Below are 26,847 nucleotides of genomic sequence, written 5' to 3'. Positions count from 1 at the left end.
CGTTCTGACGCGGTAGTAATAACTGCCACGGAGGAGCGTCTTTTTTGTTGGGCGCGACCGGGCATACTACCATAACGATCAGACAAAAGTGTTCACCTGAATGCGTACACAAGGAGGGTGTTATTCATGGACGCAAGGAAACTCGCCCATTTCAAGGAACGCCTGCTGGACGACAGGGACGATATGTACAAACGACTTGCCAACAATGAATATGGCTTGAATGAATCCCTTTCTGAATCGATTGTGGAGTTCTCTACGTATGATAATCATCCCGCTGATATCGGGACGGAGACATTTGAACGTGAAAAGGACTTTTCACTGAGGGCACTTGACCGTGAGACGCTCAGAGAGATCGAGCAGGCGCTTGATCAGATCGAAAAGGGAACCTATGGACTCTGTACCGTCTGCGGCCAGCCGATTGATGAGGCTCGTCTGGAGGCACGCCCACAGTCCTTGACGTGTAAGGAGCACGCACCACAGCCGCAGATCAATATACAGCGCCCGGTGGAAGAGGATTTCCTGAAGCCGCCGTTTGGTCGTCGCTCGATGGATGAGCGTGATGACTATAACGGGTTTGATGCAGAGGATGCTTGGCAGATCGTGGAGGCATGGGGGACGTCTAGTACACCGTTTTCCTATGTGGATCAAGCCAAGCTCGACTACAAGGAGATGTACATCGAATCAGATGAGCCGGATGGTTATGTCGAGCCGGTAGAGCAGATCGCCTTTACCGACATCCATGGTTATCACGGGGCAGACAGTGTCGGATTCCTGCGCAGCGGGACGTATCAGGCCTACATCGACCGTGGCGAAGGCAAAGGCTACATGCTGGACTATGACGATTATCTGGATGAGCGGGTAGAGCGGGAAAGCCGCAACGATCTCATGTAGAGGGGCGGCTTCTAGGTGATCATTGAGCGTATCGAGACCTTTCCACTGCTGCATGAATGTTCCAGACCGTACGGGGACGCCAACGGTTATAAAAAGTACCGCAGCTGCTATCTGATTCGCATCACCACCAAGTCAGGCTATCAGGGGTATGGGGAGTGCATCGACTGGCTCCCCACACTGGAAAAAGGCTTCCAAGAGCGGATCATCCCCTATCTGATCGGCAAGCGAGCGACCGACCGAACCAACCTGACCAAGATCATCAAAAAGTGGCACATGCGCTCAGCCGCAGCGGTCAGTATGGCTCTGACCGAGATCATCGCCCAAAAAGCCGGACTGCACATCACGGACCTGTGGGGCGGAAAGATCCATGACACGGTTCCGGCGTATGCATCGTTTCAGTCGTACAGCGATGATCCGAATTGGCAGGAATATTCGATAGGGCTTGTGAAGAAAGCTATTCAAGAGGGCTTCTCCATGGCCAAGGTCAAAATCGGCGGCCGAACCATCAAGGAGGATCAGGCTCATATCAAGCGGATGCAGCAGGAGCTTCAGGGAGACGTGCAGCTGGCTCTTGATGCCAACCAGAGCTATGATGTGATGGCGGCGAGGTCGTGGGAGCGGCTTTTTCAAGGCTGGGACAACCTGCTGTGGTTAGAAGAGCCGATGCCGATGGAAAAGGTGGAGGAATACAAGCTTCTCCGCCAAGTGCTTTCTGTCCCGTTGGCAGGTGGAGAAAACATGAAGAATGCCACCGCCTTTTTACCCTTGGTGACACAGGGGGCGGTCGATATCCTGCAGCCTGATACGATGCACCAAGACGGGATCGACGGATACCGCTGCACCTTGCAGCTGGCCCGTACGAGTGGGCTGCGGGTGTCACCGCATGCTTTTGACGGAGGCTTGTCCCGGATTTATGCGTTATATGCCCAGGCTTGTCTGCCCGCGATGAGCAAGATGGATGGTGACAAAATAGAGCCTGTCGAGTGGGACTACATGGAGAACCCATTTACCATGCTGTTCCAGTTGAAGCCGCAGAAGGGTATGTACACCATACCATCAGGGACAGGGCTTGGTCTAAGTGTCGATGAGGATGTACTGAACACCTACCGTTGGGATGGTAGAACCTATATCTAGGAGACGAGGAGACGATATGGCACAGGCAAAAGCACAAGATACCAAAAACCTACTGGGTTTAGCCGGCGTACCACTCGTCATGGTACTCGGCAACTCCATGCTGATTCCCATTCTCCCGACTATGGAAACAGAGCTGGGTCTGACCTCGTTTCAGTCCAGTTTTATTATCACGGCATTCTCGATTGCCGCGGGTCTGGTCATCCCGCTCGCGGGTTATCTGTCTGACCGGTTTAACCGCAAAATCGTTGTCACCATTGCCCTGTCTTTGTATGGGTTAGGTGGTCTGCTAGCAGGTTTGTCCGCGCTCTGGTTCGATGATCCATACTTGATGATCATGGTGGGGCGTGTCCTGCAGGGGGTCGGAGCCGCTGGTACTTCGCCGATCGCGATGGCTCTGGTTGGGGACTTGTTCAACGGGGCGTCGGAGAGTAGGGCGCTCGGTCTGCTAGAGACATCGAATGGGATGGGGAAGGTGCTCAGCCCGATTCTCGGCTCCCTTTTTGCCCTAATCACCTGGTATACCGTATTTTTGGCCTTCCCGATCATCTGTGGGGCCGTGTTGCTGTTATTCTTGTTCATGGTCAAGGAAAAGAAGAAGAAAAAAGAACCGATGCCGGTCGGGCAATATATTCACTCGATCAAAACCGTTTTTGCGAAAAACGGGAAATGGCTCGTACCCGCATTTTTTATCGGGAGTATCTGTCTGTTCACCCTGTTCGGCGTGCTGTTCTACCTCTCTGACCTGTTGGAAGAGGAGTATGGCATCGACGGTGTCGCCAAGGGGGGCTTGCTTGCCATCCCACTGTTAGCGATGTCCATCACCGCTTACATCACAGGGGCGATCATCAAGAAAAAGCTGAAGCTGATGCGTTTCTTCATCATCATGGGGCTGCTTGCCTTGACCGCTTCGTATTTCGGTTCCAGTTTTGTCGAAAACAATGCGTACATCCTGATCGGCGTACTGGTCATCGGCTCCATCGGGACAGGGATGATCCTGCCGTGTCTCAACAGTATGATTATCGGTTCGGTCAAAAAGTCCGAGCGCGGGATGATCACCTCACTGTATAATGGTGTCCGTTTTATCGGGGTTGCCGTAGGGCCGCCGGTATTCACCTGGCTGATCAGCATCTCCGCCAACGTGATGTTCTACACCATCGCCGGCTTGACAGCACTGTTCGCGGTGATCGCCTTCTTCTTCATTACACCGCAGACTGTGGGTCAGCAGCAACAGCAAGCCGCTTCTCGGGAAGGGGAGGAAGAGATGTCTCACGAACATGCGAAAGCTACGGAAAAAGATGCAGACGAAAGCAACTTCATCAACCGTGAAGGCTTCGAGGACGTCGCCGTACTTTTGGGCGTCAAACGCGAAGAGCCAGATCAGAAGGTGCGTGAAGTGCGTGAGAAACAATTGGGCTTTGACCCGACCGATATGATGCATGCACTGCTGGATAAGGCGATGAAAGGGAAAGATAAGGACAAGGATAAGGCGAAGTGATGATGCCAAGCATGAAAACCGAAAAGAAGACCTTCGGAGATGGTTCCGAGGGTCTTTGTCCTTTCCGCACTTTTTCACTTGATTAGAATAAGTAACGCTTTGAATCCATAAATAGAATCTGTAGACCATTTGTACTACTTAGCTTGGTATTGAGAATTAGGTTGAGATGACTTGACATGAAACGTGCAGGGGGAGCTATTTTGTCTATGGGCAGACATCCAACTGTCTCGCGCGACAAGCAAACCCAATCAACATCTACATCAGACAGGGAAAGCAGATCACGTTCACCCAATCAGACCCACTCGATCTTCCAGAGAGCCAGAGCCCAGCCAAGGAGCTTGTCAGCAACAGACGTCATGCAGCTGCAAAGGACGCTTGGGAATCGTGCGGTACAACGGTTGTTGGACAAAAGGAAAGTGGGTGAAGAGGAAACCGTTAACCAAAGAACAGATGAGCAAAGTTCCATTGAGTCAAGCTCAAGTGCTGTTAAACCCATCGTAGATACTCACAGCGGGTCAGAGCCACCATCGATTGCATCAGAATCAAGCCAGCCGATCCCATTAGACACAGAGGAACATTCATTACTCGAACAGATGGAGAAGGAAGCGGAGGAGGAAGTAGAAGAAGCACCCAGCCAAAGATGGACTGCTCAAAGATCAGTTGCCCAGAGGAGGGCAGCCATTGACGAGAAAGCGTCCAGATATCTCGCCAACAAACAGACCATCCAACGGCAACGAGTGGTTCAGAGAAAACAGGTGATTCAGCGCCGGATGATCGAAGACGCTGACCCACCTGCCCGCAAAAATCAAAGTAGCACCAGAGCCAAATACATCCCCCGACCCAAACCAAAACGAACGGTAGCGAAAGGAACTCAAAAACCAAGAGATCCCCCAGCTCCACCAAAACCACAGGAACAACCAAAACAAGAGGAATCCGGCGGTTGGTTCGGCTGGATTCAATCCAAGGTAGAAGAAGGCAAGCAAGCACTCGTCAATACGGGTCAATCGGTGTGGGAATCCGGAGAAAAAGCCGTTGCAACTGGAATCAAGGCAGTAACCTCCACCGCAGAAGCAGCTATGGAATACGGTGGGAAAGCCCTTCAAGCTGGAAAATCACTCGCCATCAATGCAGGCAGAGCCGTTTTGGACACGGGACGTCAAGCGGTCAACGCCGCTTTTGAGAAGCTGGAAGCGGTCAAGGAAAAGGTCGTCCAATACGGCAAAAAAGCCTTGGATAAAGGCGTCAAATTTGTCCAAAAGGTCGTCAACGATACTAAGACGACGGTGACCCGGATTGCTGCGAAGGCTGTGGAAGTGGGCAAGAAGGCCGTCACCAAGGTAAAAGAAACAGCGATTCAAGCGGGAAATATGGCTGTGAAAGCTGCTGGCAAGGCGGTTGACTTTACCAAGAAAGCTGCTGTCCAAGTAGGGCAAGTCGCCGAGGATGCTGTCAAAGGTGCAGTCAAGGGAGCTTTTCTCCCAACTGACCTGATGATGCAAGGGGAGAAATTCTTACTTGATTATGTGGAAAACAGCAATGCGCCTGAGTGGGTAAAGAATACGGCTAGCACCACGCTTGGGATTAAGCATGGAATGTACTTGTTTGTCAAAGAAACGGCGTTAGATTTGGCACAGTTGGTTAACATACCGAAGGTCGTTTCGGATGTGATCAGCCTCTACCAGGATATCAAGAGCGGCAAAACGACGCTTGGTGAACTTGCAGGATCGGTTTTACAGTCGATTATTGAGCCGTTCGTCCATGTGGCTACGAACAGCGTGCGGGTTCTCAAAGGGGAAGTGTCTTATGAGGAAGCCGTCGCGTTTGGGAAGAACCTCGCCGAGGCCGCGTCTTATTTTATTGGAAGCGGTGCGGGATTAGGGGTTAAGGCTGCTAGGGCTGGGGCGAAGATATTAACTACTGCTGCAAAGGCACAGAAGAGAATACCGGAGCGTACTAACAGGAAGCGGATGGAAGACCTTGAGCCTGTTAGAGGTAATGTGATTGATCTGGACGAATTTAGAAGGAAGAAAGTAGATCGGAAGAGACATAATCCTGATGAAACTGATAAAGAAAGTTCAATGGAAGAGGGCCGTCAGGAATTTGTGCTTGCCGAAGCTGTTGGGCAACAGTTGTATCCAGAGCTTATTTCTAAAGGAACGCCTGATGGAATCCAAATCAGGGCTCTACAGGGTGGAAGGGATTCCGGAAACTCTAATGGGCGGCCTGTAGTAGGTCATAGTAATGGTAATGATCGGGGAGCAGGAAGTGAAAGTGGGAGGTTACAGGGTAATTCTGTAAAAGATTCGAGAATTAAGGAAAGGAAAAAAACATCTGGTAGAGATCTTTTGGTAAAACCAGAGGAGACGGATGAAGATAGTAAAAAATCAACAGACTTTGAAAAGCATGTGAGATCAGCAAAGGATATTAGTAATAGAGCTAAAGAAGGGAAAATTAAATATGCTAGCAACTACCATGGTAGACTTGGAAAGGAAAAAGAGTTAGAAATATTATCCAATCCTGATGCGGTTTACGTAGCAGGTAATAACTCGCAGAACTTTATATTTAGGAAGGGAGGGAATGTGGTAATAGTTGAAAGCAAGGGCAGTTCAAAAGGAAATACAATAACCAGTTATGGGCCAGATGGGGCAAGGGGAGAAAGTGGTTCTGCGATTTTTGGTGGGAAAGCCACTGAACCAGGAATGCCCGTTGCACATGACTCAATTTTAAATGGAACTATTCCAACTCCTAGTGGAGTTAACATGCCACCTGCAAAACAAATATTACCATAAAAATATGAAAATAAAGTATTGTGAAAAGCAGTTTTTCAAAAATACACAAGTAAGGTGGTACTTGTCCAGTCAAATTGTATGGATTGGAAAGGAGAAAAATTACAATGAAATAGAGGAATTAAAAAATATTAGTTATGGAAGTTTTAATTGGTTGTGGTCCGATGCAGATACTATATTATTTAATCGGGATGGCCTGGAATTTATAGGAGCAGTAATAAAGTTAAACGAACCAATAACAGTAAAAATGGATAAGATAGATAGAGGATTAATAGAAGATAAATTTGGTAATATCAAAATAAGTGAGGCCAAAAATTTCGATTGTAAATTGTCCGATTTTACCGAGTACTATGTTGAAGATGATACAATATTATCATATTCAAAAAAATGGAATAGAATAAACCCGTCTACTGAAATAAAGGTGACTGAAGACTTTTCCTTTGTGTTACAGAATGAAGAGATGATGGGTTTCGTTATTTATAAGGCTAGTAAACATCTACTACCCGATGGGATTGACTTAGTTGAAGAAAATAACAATATCAAAGAAGACTTACGTATAAAGTTAGGTGGTTTTTTTGAAATTATCGAGAGAATGGATGATGAATTAACTCAATATGAAGAATCAGAATTAAAGGGTTCACTAAAGGAAATTTACGAAGAAACATTGCCTTATAGCGAACCGGCCTATATTACATTAAGAGACACCATTTCAAATGTATTAGACTATATGTGATCTCGACAAAAAGCCCTGCATCCTTTTCCCAAAGGACACAGGGCCTCTTACCGTTCCCCCAACAATCCCCGCTCCTCCAAATACCGCAGAGTCAACGGATACACCTCATCATACAAAAACGGACTAAACTCCGTATTATTCCGAACCTCATCAGGCGAAGGAATCTGTTCCAACAACACCAATCCCCCAACCGTACCGCCGATCATTTCCCGCTCCTGCTTTTCTACATGAGCCAGAAAAATATCCTTCACAATCAGATTGCCATGATTCTCAGCACCATCCGGCGTCTTCACCATCTCCACCGTGTACTGTCCAATCTTTTCAATCGAACTCAGCGTACACCCGGTCTCTTCATACGTCTCCCGCACCGCCGCAGCCATGCTGGTCTCGCCCGGCTCCACCTTGCCTCCGGGAAGCTCGATTCCGCGCTTCGTATGTAAGGTAAACAACAGCTTTCCATCCCAAAAAGCAAACACCAGCACATGCTTGGCGACCCGTTCCGTGTAGATGGCAGGATCGAAGGTAAGCGTCATGGGATTGCCCAGATTGTCGTAAAAAGTATGCATGGTAACGCTTAGCCTCCTTTACTTGTTAAGTTGCAATGAAATATGTTTGACCGCCTTCATCGCTTGACCGGAAGCAAGCGACAGACTGGCATAGACGCTGCCATTGGTCAGGTCCCCTATGGCATAAATCCAGCCGCAGCTGGTAGCCTGGTACTCATCGGACTGGATAAAACCCTCGCCGTACTGCTTGAGCTGCTCCATCACGTCGCTGTTGCCCCGGATGCCGATGCGCGGCATGACCCTGTCGACGGGGAGGAAGAGAGGCATCTGCTGGCCTTTTATCTCTAGAAAGACACCCGTCTGGGTAGCCTGGGGATCTGGGAGAAGCGATGAAACACCAGAGTGAGAACTTGGTGCATTGGCAGACAGAGCAGCGTGATCATTAGAGGGAGCAGCCTGGTCATCAGACAGTGCAGTCTCACCGGCACACTGCTCAGAAGCAGACTCCAGCAATTGCACAGCCGTACGCAGTTGATCCTCTTCGATATATCCCGTCACCTCTGTCTCATACAGCACGGTGACATTTGGCACAGTATCCAGCCGTTCCACCCACTCAGGACGGGCACGCAGCTTGTCACCACGCACAGCCAGCCAGATGTGCTCGGCATAGGGGGAGATATTGTAGGCACTTTCGACAGCACGGTCACCACCGCCTACGACCAGCACCCGCCGGCCTGCGAGCAATTCGCCCTGTGATGTGGTGGAGAACCAAGGAGCCAGCACAAAAGAGGCGCCTTCCAGCACGGTCAGCGTATTGGCACGCACCCCAGTGGCCGCGATGAGATAGTCAGCCTGATATAGCGTTTTGTCTGTCTGTACCAGATGGCTCACAGGATCAATTGAGATCAGCCGCTCCGAGAGGCGGATATCGAGCTCACCCAGCACCTGATGCTGATTCAGTTCGTCGAGCAGCTCCAGCCCGTTGGCGTAGAGGTGGGGAGGGAAGTCCCAGATGGTATTTTTGATGGTTTTTAGTTGACCGCCGATGTGTGGTTCTTGTTCGATCAGGATCGCTTGGAGGCCAAGCCGTCTGCACCAGATTGCGGCGGAAATCCCGGCGATCCCGGCGCCTGCGATCAGCACCTGTACGTGTTCCACACCGATTCCTCATTTCGTTCAAGGATTTCGTTCCATACTTTCACTTGTACTAGTGTATTCCATATAGATGAAGGAATTCCTTCCACGTGTATTTGCTTCGTGTACATCTAGCGTGCACAAGAGCGATTAGAAGGCCCAAAAAGCCCACAAAAAAGAGAGCCCTCTACTCGTACAGGCTCTCTGGATCATGACGCTATCTCTAAGTCTGTCTGTAAAATCTGAATCGTTGGCTTCGCCGCGCGGTACAATTCCTCCCGATACGCTTCATATGCTTTTTTCAGCGTGTTTGGGTCACTGCCGGTCGCAAGCATCCCTTGTTCGGACAGCTGGGTGATTAGCTTCTCGATGCTGAGCTGCTGCTGGTACATTTTCGGCGCATAGGTGTTCCAGTAGGTCTCGGTATCAAGACCGGTCGCATCGATCACCTTGTCCTGAATGCGCTTCGTCTCATCATCGGACTTCTCGATCAGGGCACGCATTTCCTTTGCATACTGCTGGGCCTCTGCAAAATCGACGACGACGCCGGATTCTTCTGCCTTTTCGTACAGGAGCAGGTCGCATATATATTCTTTGAGCACATATTCATCTGTGACGGTGGCAGAGGATTTGGTCAATTTTTGGTTCGCGATTAGGTATTCCTTGAAGGTCTGGAACTCTTTTTGCGTTACCGTTTCGCTCCCGATCTGGAGGATGACGGGGTTTTCCTGTTGTTCGGGGAGATTGAGACCAGCTTTGACATCACGGATGATCTCGGTTTTTTGTTCCGTGGCAAACGATGGAAAAGCTATCGCGACGGCAATCGCGGCCAGACCGATCAAGATGAGGAGTCGTTTCATCGTTTTCCCTCCTTTTCCGAGTCATTTCCTTAGGTTAAATTTTAACATAAAGTGAAAGCTTTATATACAGGTAAATCATGCAGAAACGAGCACAAATACGCCAAAAAGAAACAGCGGCATGGGCTGTTTCTTAGGCAGAAGAAGAGCTTTTTTTGCGGTTTTGCATCCGTCCAAAAAACAGCACACCCGCTACGAGTAACACAGTAATCCCCCATTTGAGCGCAGGGTACTCTGCCAGAACATCGTGGAATGCCGGTTCTTCCGTGATCATCTGCGAAGCTGTCCACGCCAGCACCGCTGCCCCGATGTAGATGATGATCGGGTAGCGCTCCATGAAGCGCAGGATCACCGTACTGCCCCAGACCATGATCGGGACGCTGACCATCAAGCCCAGAATGACCAAGATAAAGGAGCCATGCGACGCCCCGGCAATTGCCAGCACGTTATCCAAGCCCATCACCACGTCAGCAATCACGATGGTACGGATGGCCTGCCAGACGTTGGTGCTAGGCTCGACGTTTTCCTCTTTTTCTTCCTGGGTGAGCAGGGAATAGGCAATCCAGATGAGCAAGAGGCCGCCCGCCACCATGAGAAACGGAATCTCCAACAGCCACACGACAAAAACAGTCAAGGTAGCCCGGACGATGATTGCTGCAATCGTCCCCCAGAGGATGACCCGCTTTTGGATATCCTTGGACAGATTACGCGCAGTCATCCCGATGACGATGGCGTTGTCACCGGCGAGAACCAAGTCGATCACGACGATGCTAAGCAAGCCCATCCAAAAATCGGAACTGAGTAAGTCCACGAAAATCACCTCTTAGGGGTAGAATGCCCGAAAGTGGTGGGAAGCATTAGGAAAGGTTTTTAGATGGATGTTTTTATTTCTTTTGTCCCTTTTTTGTCCCTGTCATGGTAGTATAATGGTTTGTGTCCTTCTTTCTGTCTGTCCGTTATTTTACCGAAAGACCAAAGGAGTCAAACCGAGATGAAAGTAATCATTGCCGAAAAACCGGATCAGGCCTCCAAGCTGGCCGCTCCGTTCAAACATAAAAAAACACAGGGGTATCTCGAGATTGCCCCTAATGAATTTTTCCCACGCGGCGCTTATGTCACATGGGCTGTTGGGCATGTCTGCGAGCTGCTTCCACCGGAGGAATATAATCCTGCTTGGAAACGCTGGTCCCGCGCCACGCTCCCGATGATCCCCGATAAATTCCGCTACCGCGTGATGAAGTCCAAGTACAAGCAGTTCAACATCGTTAAACAACTGCTGCACCGTCCTGACGTCGACGAGATCATCATCGCAGGTGACGCCGGGCGCGAAGGGGAACTGATTGTCCGCACGATCATCTCTACAGCAGGAGCGCGCAAACCAATGAAGCGCCTGTGGATTTCCTCTCTCACCGAGAAAGCCGTCCGCGACGGTTTTGCCAACCTGCTAACAGAGGAAGACACCCGCCCGCTTTACTTCGAGGCTTATAGCCGCGCCTGTGCCGACTGGCTCGTCGGGATGAACGCCTCCCGCATCTATACCATTTTAATGAAGGAAAAGGGTGTGTCCGACGTCTTCTCCGCAGGCCGTGTCCAGACCCCAACGCTGGCACTGGTGGTCAAGCGGGAAAAGGAAATCGCCAACTTCAAATCCGAGCCGTTCTGGGAGGTCTTTGCGACTTTTCAGATGGGCAAGAAAAAATACGATGGCAAATGGATCAGCAAGGAAGGCGAGACCCGTGTCAACGACCCGCAGATGGCGGAAAAAATCGCTGCCTTTTGCCAGGACAAGCCTGCCGAGGTCAAGGAGCTGACCAAAGAACGCAAGGAATTCCTGCCGCCGTACCTGTTCAACCTGTCGTCTTTGCAGGCAACGGCCAACAAGCTGTACAAGTTTTCCCCGAAAAAGACGCTCGACATCGCCCAGAAGCTCTATCTCAAAGGCGTAATCTCCTACCCGCGAAGTGACTCCGCGTTCGTCACGCCGGGCGAGGCGCAGACCTTTCCTGAGATTCTGCAAAAGCTGGGACGCCAGACGGATTACCAGGGGCTTTTTCCCGCGCCGATCCAGTCCCTGATGGGCAACAAGCGGTTTGTCAATGAAAAGAAGGTCACCGACCACTATGCCATCATCCCGACTGAGCAGGTGCCACAGGTGAGCAAGCTTCCCGACGAGGAGCGAAAAATCTACGACCTGATCGCCCGCCGCCTGATCGCCGCTCATTACGAAGCCGCGATCTACGACTACACCACCGTAGTGACCATCGTGGACGGCCGCGCCGAGTTCATCACCAAGGGCCGCGAGCAGATCCAGGAGGGGTGGCGCAAGGTCATCTTCGGCGACGAGGACGCCAAGAGCAGCGGCAAAGGCAAAAAAGGCAGCAAAGCAGACAAAGAGGACGGGGACAATCAAGATGATTTCGACGACACGCTCCTCCCACCGCTCGAACAAGGCGAGACAGGTACCTGCAAAAAAGCCAATGCCAAAGAAAGCAAAACCCAGCCACCCAAGCGCTACACCGAGGGTCAGCTGATCACCCTGATGAAAACCGCCGGCAAACACTTAGGCGACCAAGAGCTGGAAAAAGTCCTCATGCGTGTCGAAGGTCTCGGCACCGAGGCGACTCGCGCCGGGATCATCACGATGCTCAAGGACCGCAACTACATCTCTGTCACCAAAAACCAAGTCTTCGCCACCCCAAAAGGCATGGTGCTCATCGAAGCGATCGGGGATAAGATCCTCGCGTCACCGGAGATGACCGCCAAGTGGGAGCAGCGTCTTTCCCAGATCGGCCAAGGCGAAGCTTCTCCGCAAGAGTTCATGGAGCAGGTGAAAAAGCTGTCCCAGAAGATCATCGAGGATGCCGTAGAGCAGTCGCGGACATGGACGTTTGAGGGGATTGATCTGGATGCGCTGCCGAAGAGAGGGGAGCGCGGTGGAAAAGGTGGAGCTGGTTCGCGGGGGCCTCGTGAATCAGCAGGTACAGGAGCTGGAACTGGAGGAACGCGAGGAAAAGGCGGTACGCGGAATTCGCGTGGTGCTTCTGGTGGGGAGTCGGAGGGGTACGGATCGTATGGGTATCCTTCTGATTCTTCCGGCTATGTGGCCGCTGGTGTAGAGAGATCATCAGGTGGGGGAGGGGCAGCAACTGCGACCGCCTCGGCTGGTTCTAAGACCAGTGCCAAAACAAATGCAAGTGCCAAGTCAGACTCCAAATCTACGATGGGCAACTCCATCGGTCCGTGTAAGCTGTGCGACGGGGAGATTATCGACAAAGGCGACTTTTACGGCTGCTCACACTATACCAAAAATCAGTGTAAGCTAACGATTGGCAAGAAAATCCTCGGCAAAGCCGTCTCCGCCACGAATGCGAAGCGGATTCTTACTAAAGGGAAGAGTAATTTGATCAAAGGGTTTAAGAAGGGTGAGAAGACGTTTGATGCTTATCTGGTGTGGGATGAGCAGGGGAAGAGTGTGAGGTTTGAGTTTGAGGGGAAGTAATATAAAGGTAGGGGACTTACAAAATAAGTAAGTCCTTTATTAATTTATAAATCTTCATACGTATTTGAGTGGAATTATTATTGTCGACTAATTCGCTTTTTGAGAATGCTTCTATAGTTGCTATTGCATCATGATGGGAGAAAAAGTATGATTATTTCGGGTGCATCAATATGGAATTAGCATAAAATACTGGATATATTTTCGGCATGGTTGATCAGCAGAATTAGCTAAAGCACGAGAGGATGAAATAGGATTGTCTCAACGAATAGATACTATTCTAATTAGCCACGCGCATAAAGACGAAACATATGTACATGAACTTGTTAATTTAATAAAGGTTACAGGAGTTGAAAGAGCAGGGGTTAAGATCGTTTGTAGTTCTTATCCAGGATTTAGTATCCCTCCAGATGTTAATATTTATGATTATTTAAAGGGAGAATTAAATGGAAATGTATGGGTAATTTATGTTCTTTCCCATAATTATTATAAAAGTGCAGCTTGTCTTAATGAGATGGGGGCAACATGGGTACAAAATAAAAAGTATTCGACATTTATAACACCGAACTTTTCTTTCCATGAAATTAAGGGAGCTGTTGACCCTAGCCGGAATTCTTATCGATTGGATGATAAAAGCAAATTAAATGATTTCAAAAGATCAATATTGCAAGAGTTTAATTTAGATTTAAACGATAACATTTGGGAAAGTGTACGTGATTCTAGCTTAGAAGAAATTTCTGGATACGCTAAAATAGAGCGAGAAGCCGATCGCTCTGTAAGGATTAATTTTGAGTCGGTCAAAAATATGGGGAGTGGTAAAATTAAGGTTGCTTTAAGAGCGATAAATGAAACTACTGCTCAAATTGAGTTTACATATATCGAAATTCAACTGAATGATGTTGATGGAAACGAATTGGTTTTAAAAGATGAACCATCAAATTTATGGGTATTTCATGAAGAAAATAAGCTTATTTTTATTGAGTTCCAATGTGGAGGATCTGAATATTCAGCAGCTAGACACGACAAAGCTAACGTGACATTTCGATCTCAAAAGGCTCTGCCGTGGTAAAATTTTTTATAAATAGGGGGTTTTACAATGAAGGTTAATTTGACTCCTGCGCAAGAGAAGCTTAAAAAAATAATTCAGGATAATTTGCTTATTGCAAAGAACTGGCAAAATCAAGAAAGAGGCGAAGTTGAGTTAGCATTTAATAAAATGAAAATAGCAGCACATGAACTACACATGCAATTAACACCTAAACCTAAACATCACGAATATATGATTAAAAACAGAAGGATGCAGCCAGAAGATCCTGAATTCTACAATCATATTCATCCAGTAGAAGACTTATTAGAATACCTAGAGGACACTTCCGCAAATGATGATCCAATTGATCAGACTATTGGCGATGAATTTGAATTTAGGATTTACTCAAATCGTTGGGGACATCATGACCTATACAGATTGACTCGAACAGAGAACGGATGGTATATTAATCACTTGAGTTACCGTGGTGAAGATGGACTATATGATAACAAAGTATTATATGCTTCATTAAGGCATGACAGTATCTCTTTTCCAACTAATGTAGATAGTTATCTAGCTTCAATATGGGAGATAGCCAAAATTGAGGGTCTTACCCATAATGAAGTACAAGAAATGCTAAATAGAGTTGCTGATTGGATTTCCCAAACAGAGATGAATGCCCCTAGAGATTTATTAATATAAAATTTTGGATGAACTAGTATTTTATGTATAATATATTCATCATGAGGTCATCAGATTAAACTGATTGACCTCATTTTTTGTGCGTTATTCTAAAAATTTTGCATTAGTTAAACGTTTATTATGCACACGCAGAGACTATTTAATAAGGGAGTTTTTGTCATTTTGAACGCCCGTAAATTATTAGTAAGCTGGAAAGGAGTCAAAACAGAGAGCAATTATTTTGTGGGAATTCTTAACAAAATAGCAACAGGGTACGAATCTTTCTATAACAAGCAAACCATTGAACAGGCTCGGGAAGAAAGGGTTTAGTGCCTTTGTAAGATTAAGTGATATTCCAAAAGTATATTAATCGACCAAGATGTTTTCTGTCTTTGAAAGGAGACTTCCAAATCTAAACAGAGCAGTTTTTAAGAACATGATGGAGAAGCACTGTTTAAAGCCGGAAGATGACCTGACATGGAACTATCTCCGATTATCCAAGGGAAGATTGGCGACTGATTCTCTTTCATTTTTAGAACCTGTTTATATTATGGGTCAAACATTACTCTTTTCTACAGAAGTGGCAGGGCGGTCACATCCCCAACAGAATAATCGATATCTTTTTGCAGGAGATCGCTTTGAGTTTTACATGGACCAACAGAATGAATATGATCCTCACGCTGTTAACCTTACTTGATCCACTCAATCAAAACAAACTGGTCGGGTAAATTTAAAAACCGTTTAATCAGGTCTTTTTTCGACTTTTGAAAAAGAGATCGAACTGGATGCCTCAGTGAGTGAAACAGATCCTAAATATGGAAGACCTATTGTTATTGTTATTTCTAGAAATATTGATCCGAAAGTATTTAAAGATGAAGAAGCTTCTTGCGCTCCTTTTATGAATTCAGAGGATCATCCATAATGACGAACTAAAACACTTGAAGTTTTGAAGGGTTTTTTCTTTATAATAATCGCTCCTCATCCTTACGCCGCCCCCTGGCAGCCCGCTCCACATACAACTCATTCTCCATCCCCACCACCCGCGCCGTCCACGACACCACACAGAACCACAAAAACCCCGCATAAAACGCCACATTCCCATATCCCAGCCAATAGCTCACACCGCAAACCACTGGCAACACCGCCAAAAGCACAACAACAACCCTTTTCAAACCCACCCCTCCTGACCTTTACAATACCTACACTTCTCCTGCTGAAATCTATGCCGAACCTTGCTACAATGGAACAATGGAAACTTTCTCAACAAACAAAACTCACTGTATCAGCAGAACTCACAGAAATAATCGAATTAGCCAAGCGATTGGGCAAAGTCCATTTACTCCCGAATCTCATCCGTTTCCACATCTATATACGTAAGCATTCTCAACCTCATCTCCCACCCCAATCCCAGACCCAACACCCAAAAAGGAGCGACCCACCCCATGCCCATCAAGAACCTCACCACCGTCACCCGCCACCTCATCCTCTGCAACGGCGGGACCTGCAGCAAAAAGGGCGCAGAAGCCGTCACCCAAGCGATCCGCGATGAGATCGCCCGTGTCGGCGCAGACGACTTCATCCACTCGACCAAAACCCTCTGCAACGGCCGCTGCGTGGATTCCTGTGTCGTCGCCGTCTACCCTGAAGGCATCTGGTACAGGGATGTCAGAGTGGAGGACGCCCCAAAGATCGTCCGACAACATTTGCTCGCAGGCGAACCGGTCGAAGAGCTGGTTTCTTTTCATTATGACGGGAATACGTTCCAAACCAGTGAACAGAAAAAAACGAACGAGTCTCCAAAAAGGTAAGCAACCGTCAAAAAAATTCACGCAAGAATTAAGAGAGTTACAAGCAAAAATATAGTCAACCAATCATAAAGCAAGCTTACAAGAAAGCGTTACCAACCCAACTCTACCAACAAAATCAGCCAAATCACCAAGCCACGCGGCGACATCGAAACCCGTCAGAAAACAAGCACTCCAATCCAAATCCGATCATCCACTGGTCATCCTCCGAACAACTCCTCAGCATCCAACCAAAGCTAAATCCTATAACCACAACGTCCTGTCATCCCTTTGATGGCAGGATATTTTTTTGTCCCATGTTCATGCACATTTTGTGATATCTCGACACAATCACCGACGGTCACGAAAATAACACATGTTGGTCGACAAAAGAAGAAAATCTATGCGCCTACGAATCGACAGCCTTTCCTGACGGCTTTCGGTATACTAATCCACGTAGACACGGAGAAAGGAGCGCACCCAAATGATTGAACGTATCATGGAACTTCGCTCACAATCACTAACAGTTCAAGAAATCGCGGACGCATGTGGTCTGACGCTCGGACAAGTGAAATACCAATTGCGTAGACATAAAATACAGGAAGAACAGACAGCCATCGAGATGGAGCTGGCTTTAGCCAGAGCACAAGCCGCAGCCGCGTTGGAAGGCGCAAAAGGACAATCAGAGATGGATGATCCAGATGCAGAGGCCTGCGCTGTGGATGGAGTGATCGAGACTGAGGTAGTGGAAGACGCTCCTGCCACCCTCCATACAGATGAAGTCACCAAACCTGTTCAAGAATTAATGACAGATGCTTTTGAATCTTCTGATGAAATCTCGCAAGCATTTACGCTTCCGTTTTTCTCAGAAGCTACCCAATCCCAGCTCCTGCAATCCTCCCGCCCAACCGGCTGGCAGCTTTCGGACTTCTACGGAGACAGTGTCTGCAAGGCGATGCCACAAGGCCCGACGGTTCTCTACGCATACTGGGAGATTACTTGGGCGCGGATGCGGATGGTCGCCTCCTATCTGCAGGCCGACTACCGCTACATCCAAAAAGGCTTACGCATCTATGACGTAACCGACCTGTACTTCGACGGGGCCAATGCCCATTGGCACAAGGATGTCATCGTGCACAGTGACGCCCGCTCGTGGTTTGTGCCACAGATGCAGCCGGGACGTACGTACATAGTTGATTTTGGGCTGTTCCATGAAGGCAAGTTTTGCCCGATTTTGCGTTCGCAGCCTGTCGCGACACCACGCAATACGCCTGCGGGCTGGGGAGAACCACTGGTGTCGCCTGCCTCAAATCCGAGTCAACCGGCTTGGTTTGAAAACTTCTCATCCTATACGGTGTATTCCAAATGAGTGAGGTGTCGACAGTGGAAAAAGGCTATCTCGCGCTCGTGCTGCATGCCCATCTGCCATACGTGCGTCACGGGGACCGCGATGATTATCTGGAGGAGCGCTGGGTCTATGAAGCGATGCTGGAGACCTACGTACCCCTTTTGCTTGTTTTTGAAAAATTAACAGCGGAGCAGGTGCCATTCCGCCTGACCTTGGCGATGTCACCACCGCTTTTATCTATGCTTGCTGACCCGCTGATCCAGGTGCGCTTTAAGAACCATCTGGCTACTCTGATGGAGCTGGCGGTAAAAGAGTGCAAGCGCACGACCGACCGTCCCAAAGAGTACCGCGTCGCCAAGATGTATCTGGAGCGTTTCCGCGAGATTGCGGCGTTCTGCGGGAAGTACCAATTCAATCTGATCCCGGCGTTCCGCCAGCTGCAGGAGGCGGGGGCGCTTGAATTGATTACCTGCTCGGCGACCCATGCGTTTTTGCCTTTTGTCGAGACAGAGGAAGCGATCCGGGCGCAGATCATGACTGGTGTAGAGACACATGAGCGGATTCTTGGTGTCAAGCCGCGCGGGATCTGGCTGCCAGAGTGTGCTTATACACCAGGGATAGACCGGATGCTCAAAGAAGCGGGGATTCAGTTCTTTTTCGTGGATACGCATGGCATTGAGCATGCGACACCGAAGCCGCGCCGCGGAGTGTATGCACCGCTCTTTACCGAGCATGGCGTAGCGGCTTTTGCCCGGGATATCGAGTCATCCAAGCAGGTCTGGAGCGCACAGGAAGGCTATCCGGGGGATGCGGATTACCGCGAGTATTACCGGGATATCGGTTATGATCTGGACTGGGAGTATATCAAAGGATATGTACATCCGGAAGGTTTTCGGATCAATACAGGCTTGAAGTATCACCGTATCACCGGCAAGGATCAGCCAAAAGACGTCTACAACCCAGACTGGGCGCGCGAAAAGGCGGCTGCTCACGCGGGCAACTTCATGTATAACCGCGAACGTCAGGTGGAGCATCTGTCTGCCCATATGGACCGCAAGCCGATTGTGGTTGCCCCCTATGATGCAGAGCTGTTCGGCCACTGGTGGTACGAAGGCCCGATGTTCATCGATTACCTGTGCCGCAAAATCGCCTATGATACCCAGATTCTGCGCATGGTGACGCCGTCTGATTATCTGGCGGAATACCCAGACTTCAACGACTATGGCCGTCTGCCTACCTGCTCATGGGGTCGTAACGGCTATGGAGAAGTATGGCTCAATGAGACAAATGAATGGATATACCGTCATCTGCATCGGGCTGAGCGTCTGATGGTGGAGGCTGTCATGACAAGCGATGCGTCAGGTCAAGTACTGACTCCACTGCAAGAGCGCGCCCTGCAGCAGATGGCCCGCGAGCTGATGCTGGCACAGAGCAGTGACTGGGCCTTCATCATGGACAACCAGTCGATGGTGGAATACGCCGTTAAGCGGACCCATGACCACCTAGTGCGCTTTTACCAGATCCAAGAACAATTCAACCAAGGTAAACTCGACGACGCCCAATTAACCGCGATGGAACAGGCTTTTCCTGTTTTTCCTGATATCAATCCAAGGTACTATTTACCCAAACACGGGCATAAAGTAGACGTGTCGAAGACCTATATTGCCGCCACATCTGTTCGACAAGAGCCGGTAGCCCGCGTACTGATGCTCAGCTGGGAGTTCCCGCCGATGACGGTAGGGGGACTGTCGAAAGCTGTCTATGATCTCTCCCGTCACCTCGTGCTGCAAAATGTCGAGGTGCATGTGCTGACCTGTGCCGCTTGGGACGCACCAGAGCGGGAAGTGATGGAGGGGATTCATGTACGCCGTCTGCCGACCTACCAGCCGAACGGGCGAAGCGACTTTTTTGATTGGGTGTTCCAGTTAAATCTCGCGATGGTAGATGAGCTTGCGCGCTATGCGGAGGAAGGCATCCATTTTGATCTGATTCATGCGCATGACTGGCTGGTTTCGTTTGCCGCGATTGAGGCCAAACAGCGTTACCAGTATCCGTTGCTCTCGACCATTCACGCGATGGAGCATGGGCGCAACCAAGGATTGCATACGCCGCTGCAACACCGGATTCATCATTACGAATGGAAGCTGACGTATGAATCCTGGCGTGTGATTGCCTGCAGCGATTATATGAAGGATGAGATGATCCGCCATTTTCAACTGCCTGCTGACAAGATCGATGTCATTCCGAATGGGATCGAAGTGCCACCTGCACCGACCGAGTCCGAGTTACAGGCGATCCACGAGATCCGACCGCGATTTGCCAACCCGAATGAAAAAATCATTTTCTACGTCGGGCGCATGGTCCGGGAAAAAGGTCTGGATCTGATCATGGAAGCAGCCCCGGCGATTCTGGCGAAGCATCCGGAGGCCAAATTTATCTTCGGTGGAAAGGGCCCGATGCTGGATCAACTGAAACACCAAGCTTGGGAAGTTGGACTTGGGGAGAAGGCACTGTTTCTCGGATTCGTCGATGACGCTACCCGTGATTCCCTGATGCGACTGGCTGATTTGGCGATTTTCCCAAGTCTGTATGAGCCGTTTGGCATCGTCGCACTCGAAGCGATGTCACATGGGACACCGTTATTGGTCGCTGATACTGGTGGACTGGGCAGCATTGTCCGTCATGGAGAAAACGGGGTCAAGATGTATCCGGGCGATGTCCAATCGCTCATCACGCAAGTCAACTGGGTGCTTGAACATACAAAAGAGGCAAGGGAGATGGCGGACCAAGCACTTGCCGAGGTACAAGTCCGTTATAACTGGCACAGAATCGCCAAGGATACACTAGTACTCTACCAAGAGATGCTGCCGGCGCTCTCTGTTCGTTAAAAATCAAGGGGGGAACCAACATAATGAAGGCTGTCATCATGGCGGGCGGTAAAGGTACACGACTGCGACCACTCACATCCCATACACCAAAACCGATGGTACCGCTGTTAAATCGTCCTTGTATGGAATATATTGTGGAGTTGCTGAAAAAGCATGGAATCACGGAGATCGCCGTGACGATCCAGTACCTCCCGGAAGTGATTAAAAGCTACTTCGGTGACGGTTCCCGCTTCGGTGTTCATATTGAATACTTCGAAGAAAATGTACCACTCGGGACGGCGGGCAGTGTGAAGAACTGCGAGGAGTTCCTCGATGAGCGCTTCATCGTCATCTCCGGCGACGCCTTAACCGATTTTGACCTGACCAAGGCGATTCAATTCCATGAGCAAAAGGAAGCACTGGCGACACTGGTGTTGACACAAGTGGAGAATCCGCTGGAATTCGGCGTGGTAATGACCGATGCGGCTGGCTCCATCACCCGTTTCCTAGAGAAGCCATCCTGGTCCGAGGTCTTCAGCGACACGGTCAATACCGGTATCTATATCTTGGAGCCGGAGATTTTTGGCTACATGAAACCGGGAGTGGAGCTGGATTTCTCCAAAGACCTGTTTCCGTTCTTTTTGCAAAACAACAAACCGATGTACGGCTATGCCGCCGAAGGCTACTGGTCTGATATCGGCTCGATGGAGGTCTACCGCCAAGCACAGTTTGACATGCTCGACGGGATGGTCAACGTGGAGATCAAGGCGCAGGAGGTTGCGCCCCGGATCTTCATGGAGCAGGGGGTACGCATCGATTCATCAGTACGGATCGAAGGCCCTGCCTACATCGGGGAGAAGAGCCATCTGCAATCCGGTGTAGCGGTCGGCGCGTACTCGATCATCGGCAACAGTGCGACGATCTGCACAGGTACGAAGCTCTCCCAAGCGATCATGTGGGAGAATGCCTACCTGGCGAAAAAAGTAGAGATGAACGGCTCCACCCTCTGCCGCAATGTGACAGTCGGGGAGAGCGCGATCATCGGGGAGGGGGCGGTGATTGGTGACCATGCCCGTCTCGCCCGCAAATCCCACATCAAGAGCAATGTCAAAATCTACGCACACAAGGCCGTGGAGGAGAATGCGACCGTCACGACCAGCCTGATCTATGGCAGCAGTGTAGCGAAAAATATGTTTGGCTATCAAGGCATCAAAGGGGTCGCTAATGTGGATATCACGCCGGAATTCGTCACCCGTCTGGCTTCCGCGTATGCGTACCTGCTCAAGCCGGGAGCGAGAATCGCGCTGTCTGCGTGCGGTCATCCGTTTGCCCAGCTGCTCAAGCACAGCATGATGACCAGCCTGTGCTCGTCTGGGGTGGACACGGTTGACTTCGGGGTCTCGATCGCTCCGATCACCCGTTATGGTGTACGCAGCTTCGGCTGTGCAGGCGGGATTCATCTGCACATGCCTGAGCAGACCGATGAGAAGATGATCGTCATCGAGTTCTTCGATCACAATGGTCTGCCGATCACCCGTGATTATGAGCGCAAGATTGAGAATGCCTACTCACAGGAAACCTATGTCCGCTCGATCACCGACAATCTCGGCAGTCTGCATGTGGAGCACAATGTTCAACAAGCGTATCTGCAAGCATTGCTCTCTCTCGTCGATCTCAACGAGCTGCGCCGCCACCGTTTTAACGTGCTGGTGGATTGCGAACAGCGCTTCCTGCCGACGTTCTTGGCTCCGTTGTTTGCCGCGATGGGGGTTAATGTCCAGTTCCGTGGCATTGCGGACGGCATTGTCCGTGTAGGTGCAGATGCGGCAATCAAGATCGAGAAAAACGGCGAACGCTTCCACCTGTACACAGAGACCGGTGAGCGCCTGACAGCAGAGAAGATGTTATCCATGCAACTGCTCACCTGCTTTGATCACTCTGTCGAGCATAAGGTGGGCTTGCCGGTAAGTGCACCTGCCGAGCTGGAGACGCTCGCCCGTGTGCTTGATATCGAAGTGGTGCGCACCAAGGTGACGCCGCGCGCGATGATGGAGGTAGCGCCAGATGAGCGGTTCCACCCGTTGTTTGACGCGATTCACAGCTTCGTGATGGCTCTTGCCTACATGGCGAAACAGGATAGGACTTTAAGCGATATCGTCGCAAGCCTGCCGTCCTTCTTCATGGAGCGCAAGTCCGTCTTTTGCCCATGGGCATCGAAGGGGAAGGTCATGCGTAAGATGATGGAAGAGATGAAGGGCAAACACCTGGAGCTCGTCGATGGCATCAAGGTCTATGATCCCGACGGCTGGGTCCTCATCCTGCCTGATTCAGAAGAGTCGCATGTATCAGTCATCTCGCAAGGCTCCTGTCAGCAAAGCGCATCTACCCTCGCATCCGCTTTTGCCCGCCGAATCTCTGAATTCCAACAGGCGCAATAAAACGTAAAAGGGATGTGAGAGCATGCCAAGACCTCTGGTGATCGGGAACGGAAAACTGTTGATCAACTTTGACGACAAGCTGCACATGCGCGATCTCTACTACCCGTATGTGGGCCAACTCAATCACGTAGGCGGCCACTACTCCAAGATAGGGGTCTGGGTTCAAGGTCAGTTCAGCTGGCTCGACGAAGATGGCTGGCAACGAAGCCTCACATACATGGACGAATCGCTCGTCACCGATGTGCGTGCGATCCACAACCGGCTGGGGCTGACCCTCTCCATCGCAGACGGCGTCCATCAGCGTGATCCGATCTGCATCAAACGCGTCACAGTCAAAAACGACCGTCATGAAGCGCGGGAAGTCCGGCTTTTCTTTAACCACGATCTGAGTCTGTCAGAAACAGAAGTAGGGGATACGGCTGTCTACGATCCCCTGCTTCATACTGTCTATCACTACAAAAGAAACACCTACATCATGGTCAACGGGATGACGCCGGAGGGCGGAATTCATCAGTACAGTGTCGGAGTCAAGCGCTTCAATCACGCAGAGGGAACATGGCGGGATGCCGAGGATGGAGTGCTGGAGGGTAACCCGATTGCCCAAGGCTCGGTCGATTCGACGATCTCGTTCCGTCTGTTTCTGGAGCCGCTCAGCGAACAGACCCTGTATTATTGGCTCTGTGTCGGCGACTCATACAAACAGGTCAGTCAGCTGAACCAGTATGTGCTCGACAACGATCCAGATCATCTGCTCAACCGGATCGGGGTCTATTGGCAACGCTGGGTGAACAAAGAAAACCGTGATTTTGCCGATCTGCCGCCCGAGATCGTCCGGCTGTATAAGCAAAGCTTGCTCACCGTCCGCACTCAGATTGATTCCAACGGTGCGATCATTGCGGCCAACGATTCCGATATTCTCCAGTTTAACCGCGATCACTACAGCTACATGTGGCCGCGCGACGGGGCGTTGGTGGCGCTGGCGATGAGCAAGGCTGGGTATGACGGGGTGGTCTCACGCTTCTATGAATTCTGCCGCGACGCCCTGACCAAAGACGGCTATCTGTTGCACAAATACAACCCGGACGGCTCAGTCGGCTCCTCCTGGCATCCATTTATCCAAGAGGATGGAGAGGTGCAGCTGCCGATCCAGGAGGATGAGACAGCACTTGTCCTGTACACGCTCTGGGAGCATTACCAGCGCAGCGGACAGATCGAATCCTGCCAGCAGCTCTATGCCTCGCTGATCCGCCCGGCAGCCAAGTTCCTGCACACTTACATGCATCCCGAGCTTCACCTGCCGCTCCCAAGCTACGATCTGTGGGAAGAGCGGCGCGGGATTTTTACCTTCACCTGTTCATCCACCTACGCCGGACTCAAAGCCGCTGCCCAATTCGCCCAGCTGTTCGGGGATGACCGCCGCTTTGAGCGCTATGACCATGCCGCCGAGCAGATCAAAGAGGCGATGATCAAGCACCTCTATGACGAGGATGCAGGCCGTTTTCTGCGCGGGATCTATCTGGGCAAAGAGGGGAAGATCGTCAAGGACTATACGGTGGAATCCTCGCTGTTCAGCCTTTTCTCGTTCGGCGTCCTGCCAGCCGATGACCCGCGTGTCGAAGCCACGATGAACGCGGTCAAGCGAAGTCTGCGGGTCAACACAACCGTCGGTGGCTATGCCCGCTACCAAGGAGACTACTATTTCCGCAAGACCCATGACATCAACCGCGTGCCGGGCAATCCGTGGATCATCTGCACGCTCTGGGTGGCCGAGTGGGAGATCGCCAAGGCGAAGGCGCTTGCCGATCTGGAGGAACCGCTGGAAAAATTGCGCTGGGTCGAGCAGCACACGATGGAATCGGGACTTTTGTCCGAGCAGCTTGATCCGTTCACGGGTGCACCGCTGTCAGTTGCTCCATTGACCTGGTCGCATTCCACGGTGGTGCTGACCGTGCTGAAGTATCTGGAGAAGTACCGCGAGCTGAAGGAAGGATAGGGATGCGTCCCTCCGTGAATAGAGGGGGCGTCGAGATAAAAGCAATTTACAGACATAGAGACTGGGGACATTTCTTCGGAAAAGGCCTCCAGTCTTTTTTTGATGGAAAAAAGCTCAAATCACTTCATTACTTTTAATATGTATGAAATTGTATGTTGAACCATATTAAACAAAAAGGTTTGCAAAAAAAGTAGTTTGGATCATTCGATCAACACATTTTTTATGATAAATATTTCTCTCATACTTTACAAGATCTCTCATTAGTGGACGAAAAAACAGGTTGAAAACAGCACAGAAATAGGTAAAAAACTTACTTAATTAAATTAAAAAAGTATTTACAACCATGTAACGGGTTGCTAATATAAAGCCTGTAAGTGATGCAAACAAAATGATGAACAAAGGAATGATTTAAAAATGATAAACTTCTTCAAAAAGCATAAGACAAAAGTGCTCCTTGCCGCTCTTTTCTCTGTATCTACCATCGCTTCCTCTCAGGTCTATGCTGAAACGTTTTCCTGGAAATGGAATTCTTCAGTTACCCCTACAATCGAAATGAAAGATACAACCGGTTCTTGGTCAGTCTACTTCTACGATGCGATTGCCAAATGGAGAAATGTCTCAGGATCAGCGATCAATCCGTTGTTGGTATCCAACACGACAGGAGTCGAAGTCTATCTCTCTTACGACTCTGCTACATACCTCAATCTCTTCGCGATGATATATCCTTACGACAGTAGTGATAAGCTGATGTATGATACAACTGCAGGTACACCTTACTACGTGAAAATCAGAATGCAATCTGCAGAGGTAGATCCGCTGACCACCACTAAACGCGTACAAATGTTGGTGCATGAAATCGGTCACTCTTTGGGATTGGCGCATAATTCAGGAGATTCAGTCATGAATAAGGACAAAACCTTCAGTTACACTAGTATAACCCAGAAAGATAAAGACGATTTGGCAGCCCGATACTAATTAGAAAAGGTGAGAATGGATATGAAAAAAACAACTTTGATCGTATATAGCAGTTTAGCAATTCTTCTTGGAATCGGTTCTGGTGTAGGTGTTACGGCGATGTCCATGGATAATCATCAGCATGGTGCTGCTTTGCTGGTACCTGGGTATCAAACGGTGGATGAACTCACCAAAAATACGAACACGATTATGAAAGCACAAGTTTCCGGCGATTATGAAGAAGTAGAAACAGCTATTCCAGATGAGAAGGACTTATATACGGTGTCCCGTGCTTACAAGCTCACTGTTGAAAAAGCTTTCAAAGACGAAGCAGGCAACAAATACAAAAAAGGAGATGTCGTCGAACTTCTGGTACCTGTGGGCGTAACGCAAAAAGTGGACGGCAAAAATACCGGTCTTCTGCCAATCTTTGACGAACAGCCGAAACTTGAAGAAGGGGAATACCTCCTCTATCTGACAAGCGCCTACTCCAAGCAACACGGCAAAAAGGTTCTCATGCTTTCCAACTACCATCACATCTACAAAAACAACAGCAAAAACAAGGGCGCTGCTAACTCTGCATCCGTATTCGAAAACATCGCTTCCGATAAAGTACCAACCATCGATGAAGCAACTCTCATCAGCGAATAAGAGTTTCGCACATCAAGCAGATATAGAAGCTATATTATAGAAGGAACTCGTTTCAGCCCGACACCTGTTCCA

General features: G+C 49.6%; 21 protein-coding genes and 1 pseudogene. 17 read left to right on the top strand and 5 right to left on the bottom strand.

Annotation, left to right across the window (positions count from 1 at the left end; translation table 11 throughout):
• Positions 1-126 precede the first annotated feature (126 nt).
• The 5 genes from FGI41_RS09745 to FGI41_RS09725 all read left to right on the top strand — a co-directional run bounded on the left by FGI41_RS09745 (position 127) and on the right by FGI41_RS09725 (position 7,039).
• Complete coding sequence (locus FGI41_RS09745) at positions 127-891, top strand: TraR/DksA C4-type zinc finger protein (protein ID WP_139489931.1); 765 nt, start codon at positions 127-129, stop codon at positions 889-891.
• 15 nt (positions 892-906) lie between these two features.
• Positions 907-2,025: a mandelate racemase/muconate lactonizing enzyme family protein gene (locus FGI41_RS09740; RefSeq protein ID WP_139489930.1), complete on the top strand. Its 1,119-nt coding sequence runs from the start codon at positions 907-909 to the stop codon at positions 2,023-2,025.
• Between the two features lie 16 nt (positions 2,026-2,041).
• Positions 2,042-3,520 carry an MFS transporter gene (locus tag FGI41_RS09735; protein WP_139489929.1) on the top strand — a complete coding sequence of 493 codons (1,479 nt, stop codon included), beginning with the start codon at positions 2,042-2,044 and terminating at the stop codon, positions 3,518-3,520.
• 338 nt (positions 3,521-3,858) lie between these two features.
• On the top strand, positions 3,859-6,309 hold the full coding sequence (locus tag FGI41_RS09730; protein ID WP_139489928.1) for a hypothetical protein: 2,451 nt from the start codon (positions 3,859-3,861) through the stop codon (positions 6,307-6,309).
• Positions 6,310-6,370: 61 nt separating this feature from the next.
• Positions 6,371-7,039: a hypothetical protein gene (locus FGI41_RS09725; protein ID WP_139489926.1), complete on the top strand. Its 669-nt coding sequence runs from the start codon at positions 6,371-6,373 to the stop codon at positions 7,037-7,039.
• A 47-nt stretch (positions 7,040-7,086) separates the two neighbouring features.
• Here the strand turns inward: FGI41_RS09725 and FGI41_RS09720 are convergent, their stop codons facing one another.
• From FGI41_RS09720 to FGI41_RS09705, 4 genes are all read right to left on the bottom strand, one after another.
• The gene (locus FGI41_RS09720; protein WP_139489923.1) at positions 7,087-7,605 is read right to left on the bottom strand and encodes an NUDIX domain-containing protein; all 519 of its coding nucleotides are present in this window, start codon (positions 7,603-7,605) and stop codon (positions 7,087-7,089) included.
• A gap of 18 nt (positions 7,606-7,623) precedes the next feature.
• Positions 7,624-8,703 carry an NAD(P)/FAD-dependent oxidoreductase gene (locus FGI41_RS09715; protein ID WP_139489922.1) on the bottom strand — a complete coding sequence of 360 codons (1,080 nt, stop codon included), beginning with the start codon at positions 8,701-8,703 and terminating at the stop codon, positions 7,624-7,626.
• A 185-nt stretch (positions 8,704-8,888) separates the two neighbouring features.
• Positions 8,889-9,539 carry a hypothetical protein gene (locus FGI41_RS09710; RefSeq protein WP_139489920.1) on the bottom strand — a complete coding sequence of 217 codons (651 nt, stop codon included), beginning with the start codon at positions 9,537-9,539 and terminating at the stop codon, positions 8,889-8,891.
• A gap of 130 nt (positions 9,540-9,669) precedes the next feature.
• Positions 9,670-10,347, bottom strand: a complete 678-nt coding sequence (locus tag FGI41_RS09705; RefSeq protein WP_139489919.1) for a TerC family protein — start codon at positions 10,345-10,347, stop codon at positions 9,670-9,672.
• Positions 10,348-10,527: 180 nt separating this feature from the next.
• On the opposite strand from FGI41_RS09705, the pseudogene FGI41_RS09700 reads away from it, so the two are divergent.
• The 5 genes and pseudogenes from FGI41_RS09700 to FGI41_RS25420 all read left to right on the top strand — a co-directional run.
• Positions 10,528-12,468 (top strand): annotated as a pseudogene (locus FGI41_RS09700) (DNA topoisomerase III); the annotation flags it as partial.
• 288 nt (positions 12,469-12,756) lie between these two features.
• Positions 12,757-13,035, top strand: coding sequence for a topoisomerase C-terminal repeat-containing protein (locus FGI41_RS25780; protein WP_438358019.1), 279 nt, complete (start codon positions 12,757-12,759; stop codon positions 13,033-13,035).
• Between the two features lie 253 nt (positions 13,036-13,288).
• Complete coding sequence (locus tag FGI41_RS09695) at positions 13,289-14,101, top strand: toll/interleukin-1 receptor domain-containing protein (protein WP_176560201.1); 813 nt, start codon at positions 13,289-13,291, stop codon at positions 14,099-14,101.
• 27 nt (positions 14,102-14,128) lie between these two features.
• Positions 14,129-14,761: a hypothetical protein gene (locus FGI41_RS09690; protein ID WP_139489915.1), complete on the top strand. Its 633-nt coding sequence runs from the start codon at positions 14,129-14,131 to the stop codon at positions 14,759-14,761.
• A gap of 772 nt (positions 14,762-15,533) precedes the next feature.
• Positions 15,534-15,662 carry a hypothetical protein gene (locus tag FGI41_RS25420; RefSeq protein ID WP_255298409.1) on the top strand — a complete coding sequence of 43 codons (129 nt, stop codon included), beginning with the start codon at positions 15,534-15,536 and terminating at the stop codon, positions 15,660-15,662.
• Positions 15,663-15,702: 40 nt separating this feature from the next.
• On the opposite strand, the gene FGI41_RS09685 is transcribed toward FGI41_RS25420, so the two are convergent.
• On the bottom strand, positions 15,703-15,912 hold the full coding sequence (locus tag FGI41_RS09685; protein WP_139489913.1) for a hypothetical protein: 210 nt from the start codon (positions 15,910-15,912) through the stop codon (positions 15,703-15,705).
• Positions 15,913-16,182: 270 nt separating this feature from the next.
• Here FGI41_RS09685 and FGI41_RS09680 point away from each other — a divergent pair, with 270 nt between their 5' ends.
• From FGI41_RS09680 to FGI41_RS09650, 7 genes are all read left to right on the top strand, one after another.
• On the top strand, positions 16,183-16,548 hold the full coding sequence (locus FGI41_RS09680; RefSeq protein ID WP_139489911.1) for a (2Fe-2S) ferredoxin domain-containing protein: 366 nt from the start codon (positions 16,183-16,185) through the stop codon (positions 16,546-16,548).
• Between the two features lie 460 nt (positions 16,549-17,008).
• Positions 17,009-17,893: a DUF4912 domain-containing protein gene (locus FGI41_RS25415; RefSeq protein ID WP_255298408.1), complete on the top strand. Its 885-nt coding sequence runs from the start codon at positions 17,009-17,011 to the stop codon at positions 17,891-17,893.
• Complete coding sequence (locus tag FGI41_RS09670; protein ID WP_255298407.1) at positions 17,890-20,760, top strand: 1,4-alpha-glucan branching protein domain-containing protein; 2,871 nt, start codon at positions 17,890-17,892, stop codon at positions 20,758-20,760. The genes FGI41_RS25415 and FGI41_RS09670 overlap by 4 nt, the downstream gene beginning before the upstream one ends.
• A gap of 23 nt (positions 20,761-20,783) precedes the next feature.
• On the top strand, positions 20,784-23,177 hold the full coding sequence (locus FGI41_RS09665; RefSeq protein WP_139489909.1) for a sugar phosphate nucleotidyltransferase: 2,394 nt from the start codon (positions 20,784-20,786) through the stop codon (positions 23,175-23,177).
• A 22-nt stretch (positions 23,178-23,199) separates the two neighbouring features.
• Positions 23,200-25,170, top strand: coding sequence for a glycoside hydrolase family 15 protein (locus tag FGI41_RS09660; protein ID WP_139489908.1), 1,971 nt, complete (start codon positions 23,200-23,202; stop codon positions 25,168-25,170).
• A 414-nt stretch (positions 25,171-25,584) separates the two neighbouring features.
• Positions 25,585-26,145: a matrixin family metalloprotease gene (locus FGI41_RS09655; protein WP_139489906.1), complete on the top strand. Its 561-nt coding sequence runs from the start codon at positions 25,585-25,587 to the stop codon at positions 26,143-26,145.
• 21 nt (positions 26,146-26,166) lie between these two features.
• Positions 26,167-26,775 (top strand): hypothetical protein, encoded by a 609-nt coding sequence (locus FGI41_RS09650; RefSeq protein ID WP_139489905.1) that lies wholly within the window; start codon positions 26,167-26,169, stop codon positions 26,773-26,775.
• The last annotated feature ends 72 nt before the right edge of the window (positions 26,776-26,847 follow it).

This window comes from Brevibacillus dissolubilis (genome assembly GCF_006170445.1).
Lineage (GTDB): Bacteria > Bacillota > Bacilli > Brevibacillales > Brevibacillaceae > Brevibacillus_B > Brevibacillus_B dissolubilis.
Note: the sequence above shows the minus strand (reverse complement) of the source record. Positions and strands in the feature narration are given on the sequence as shown.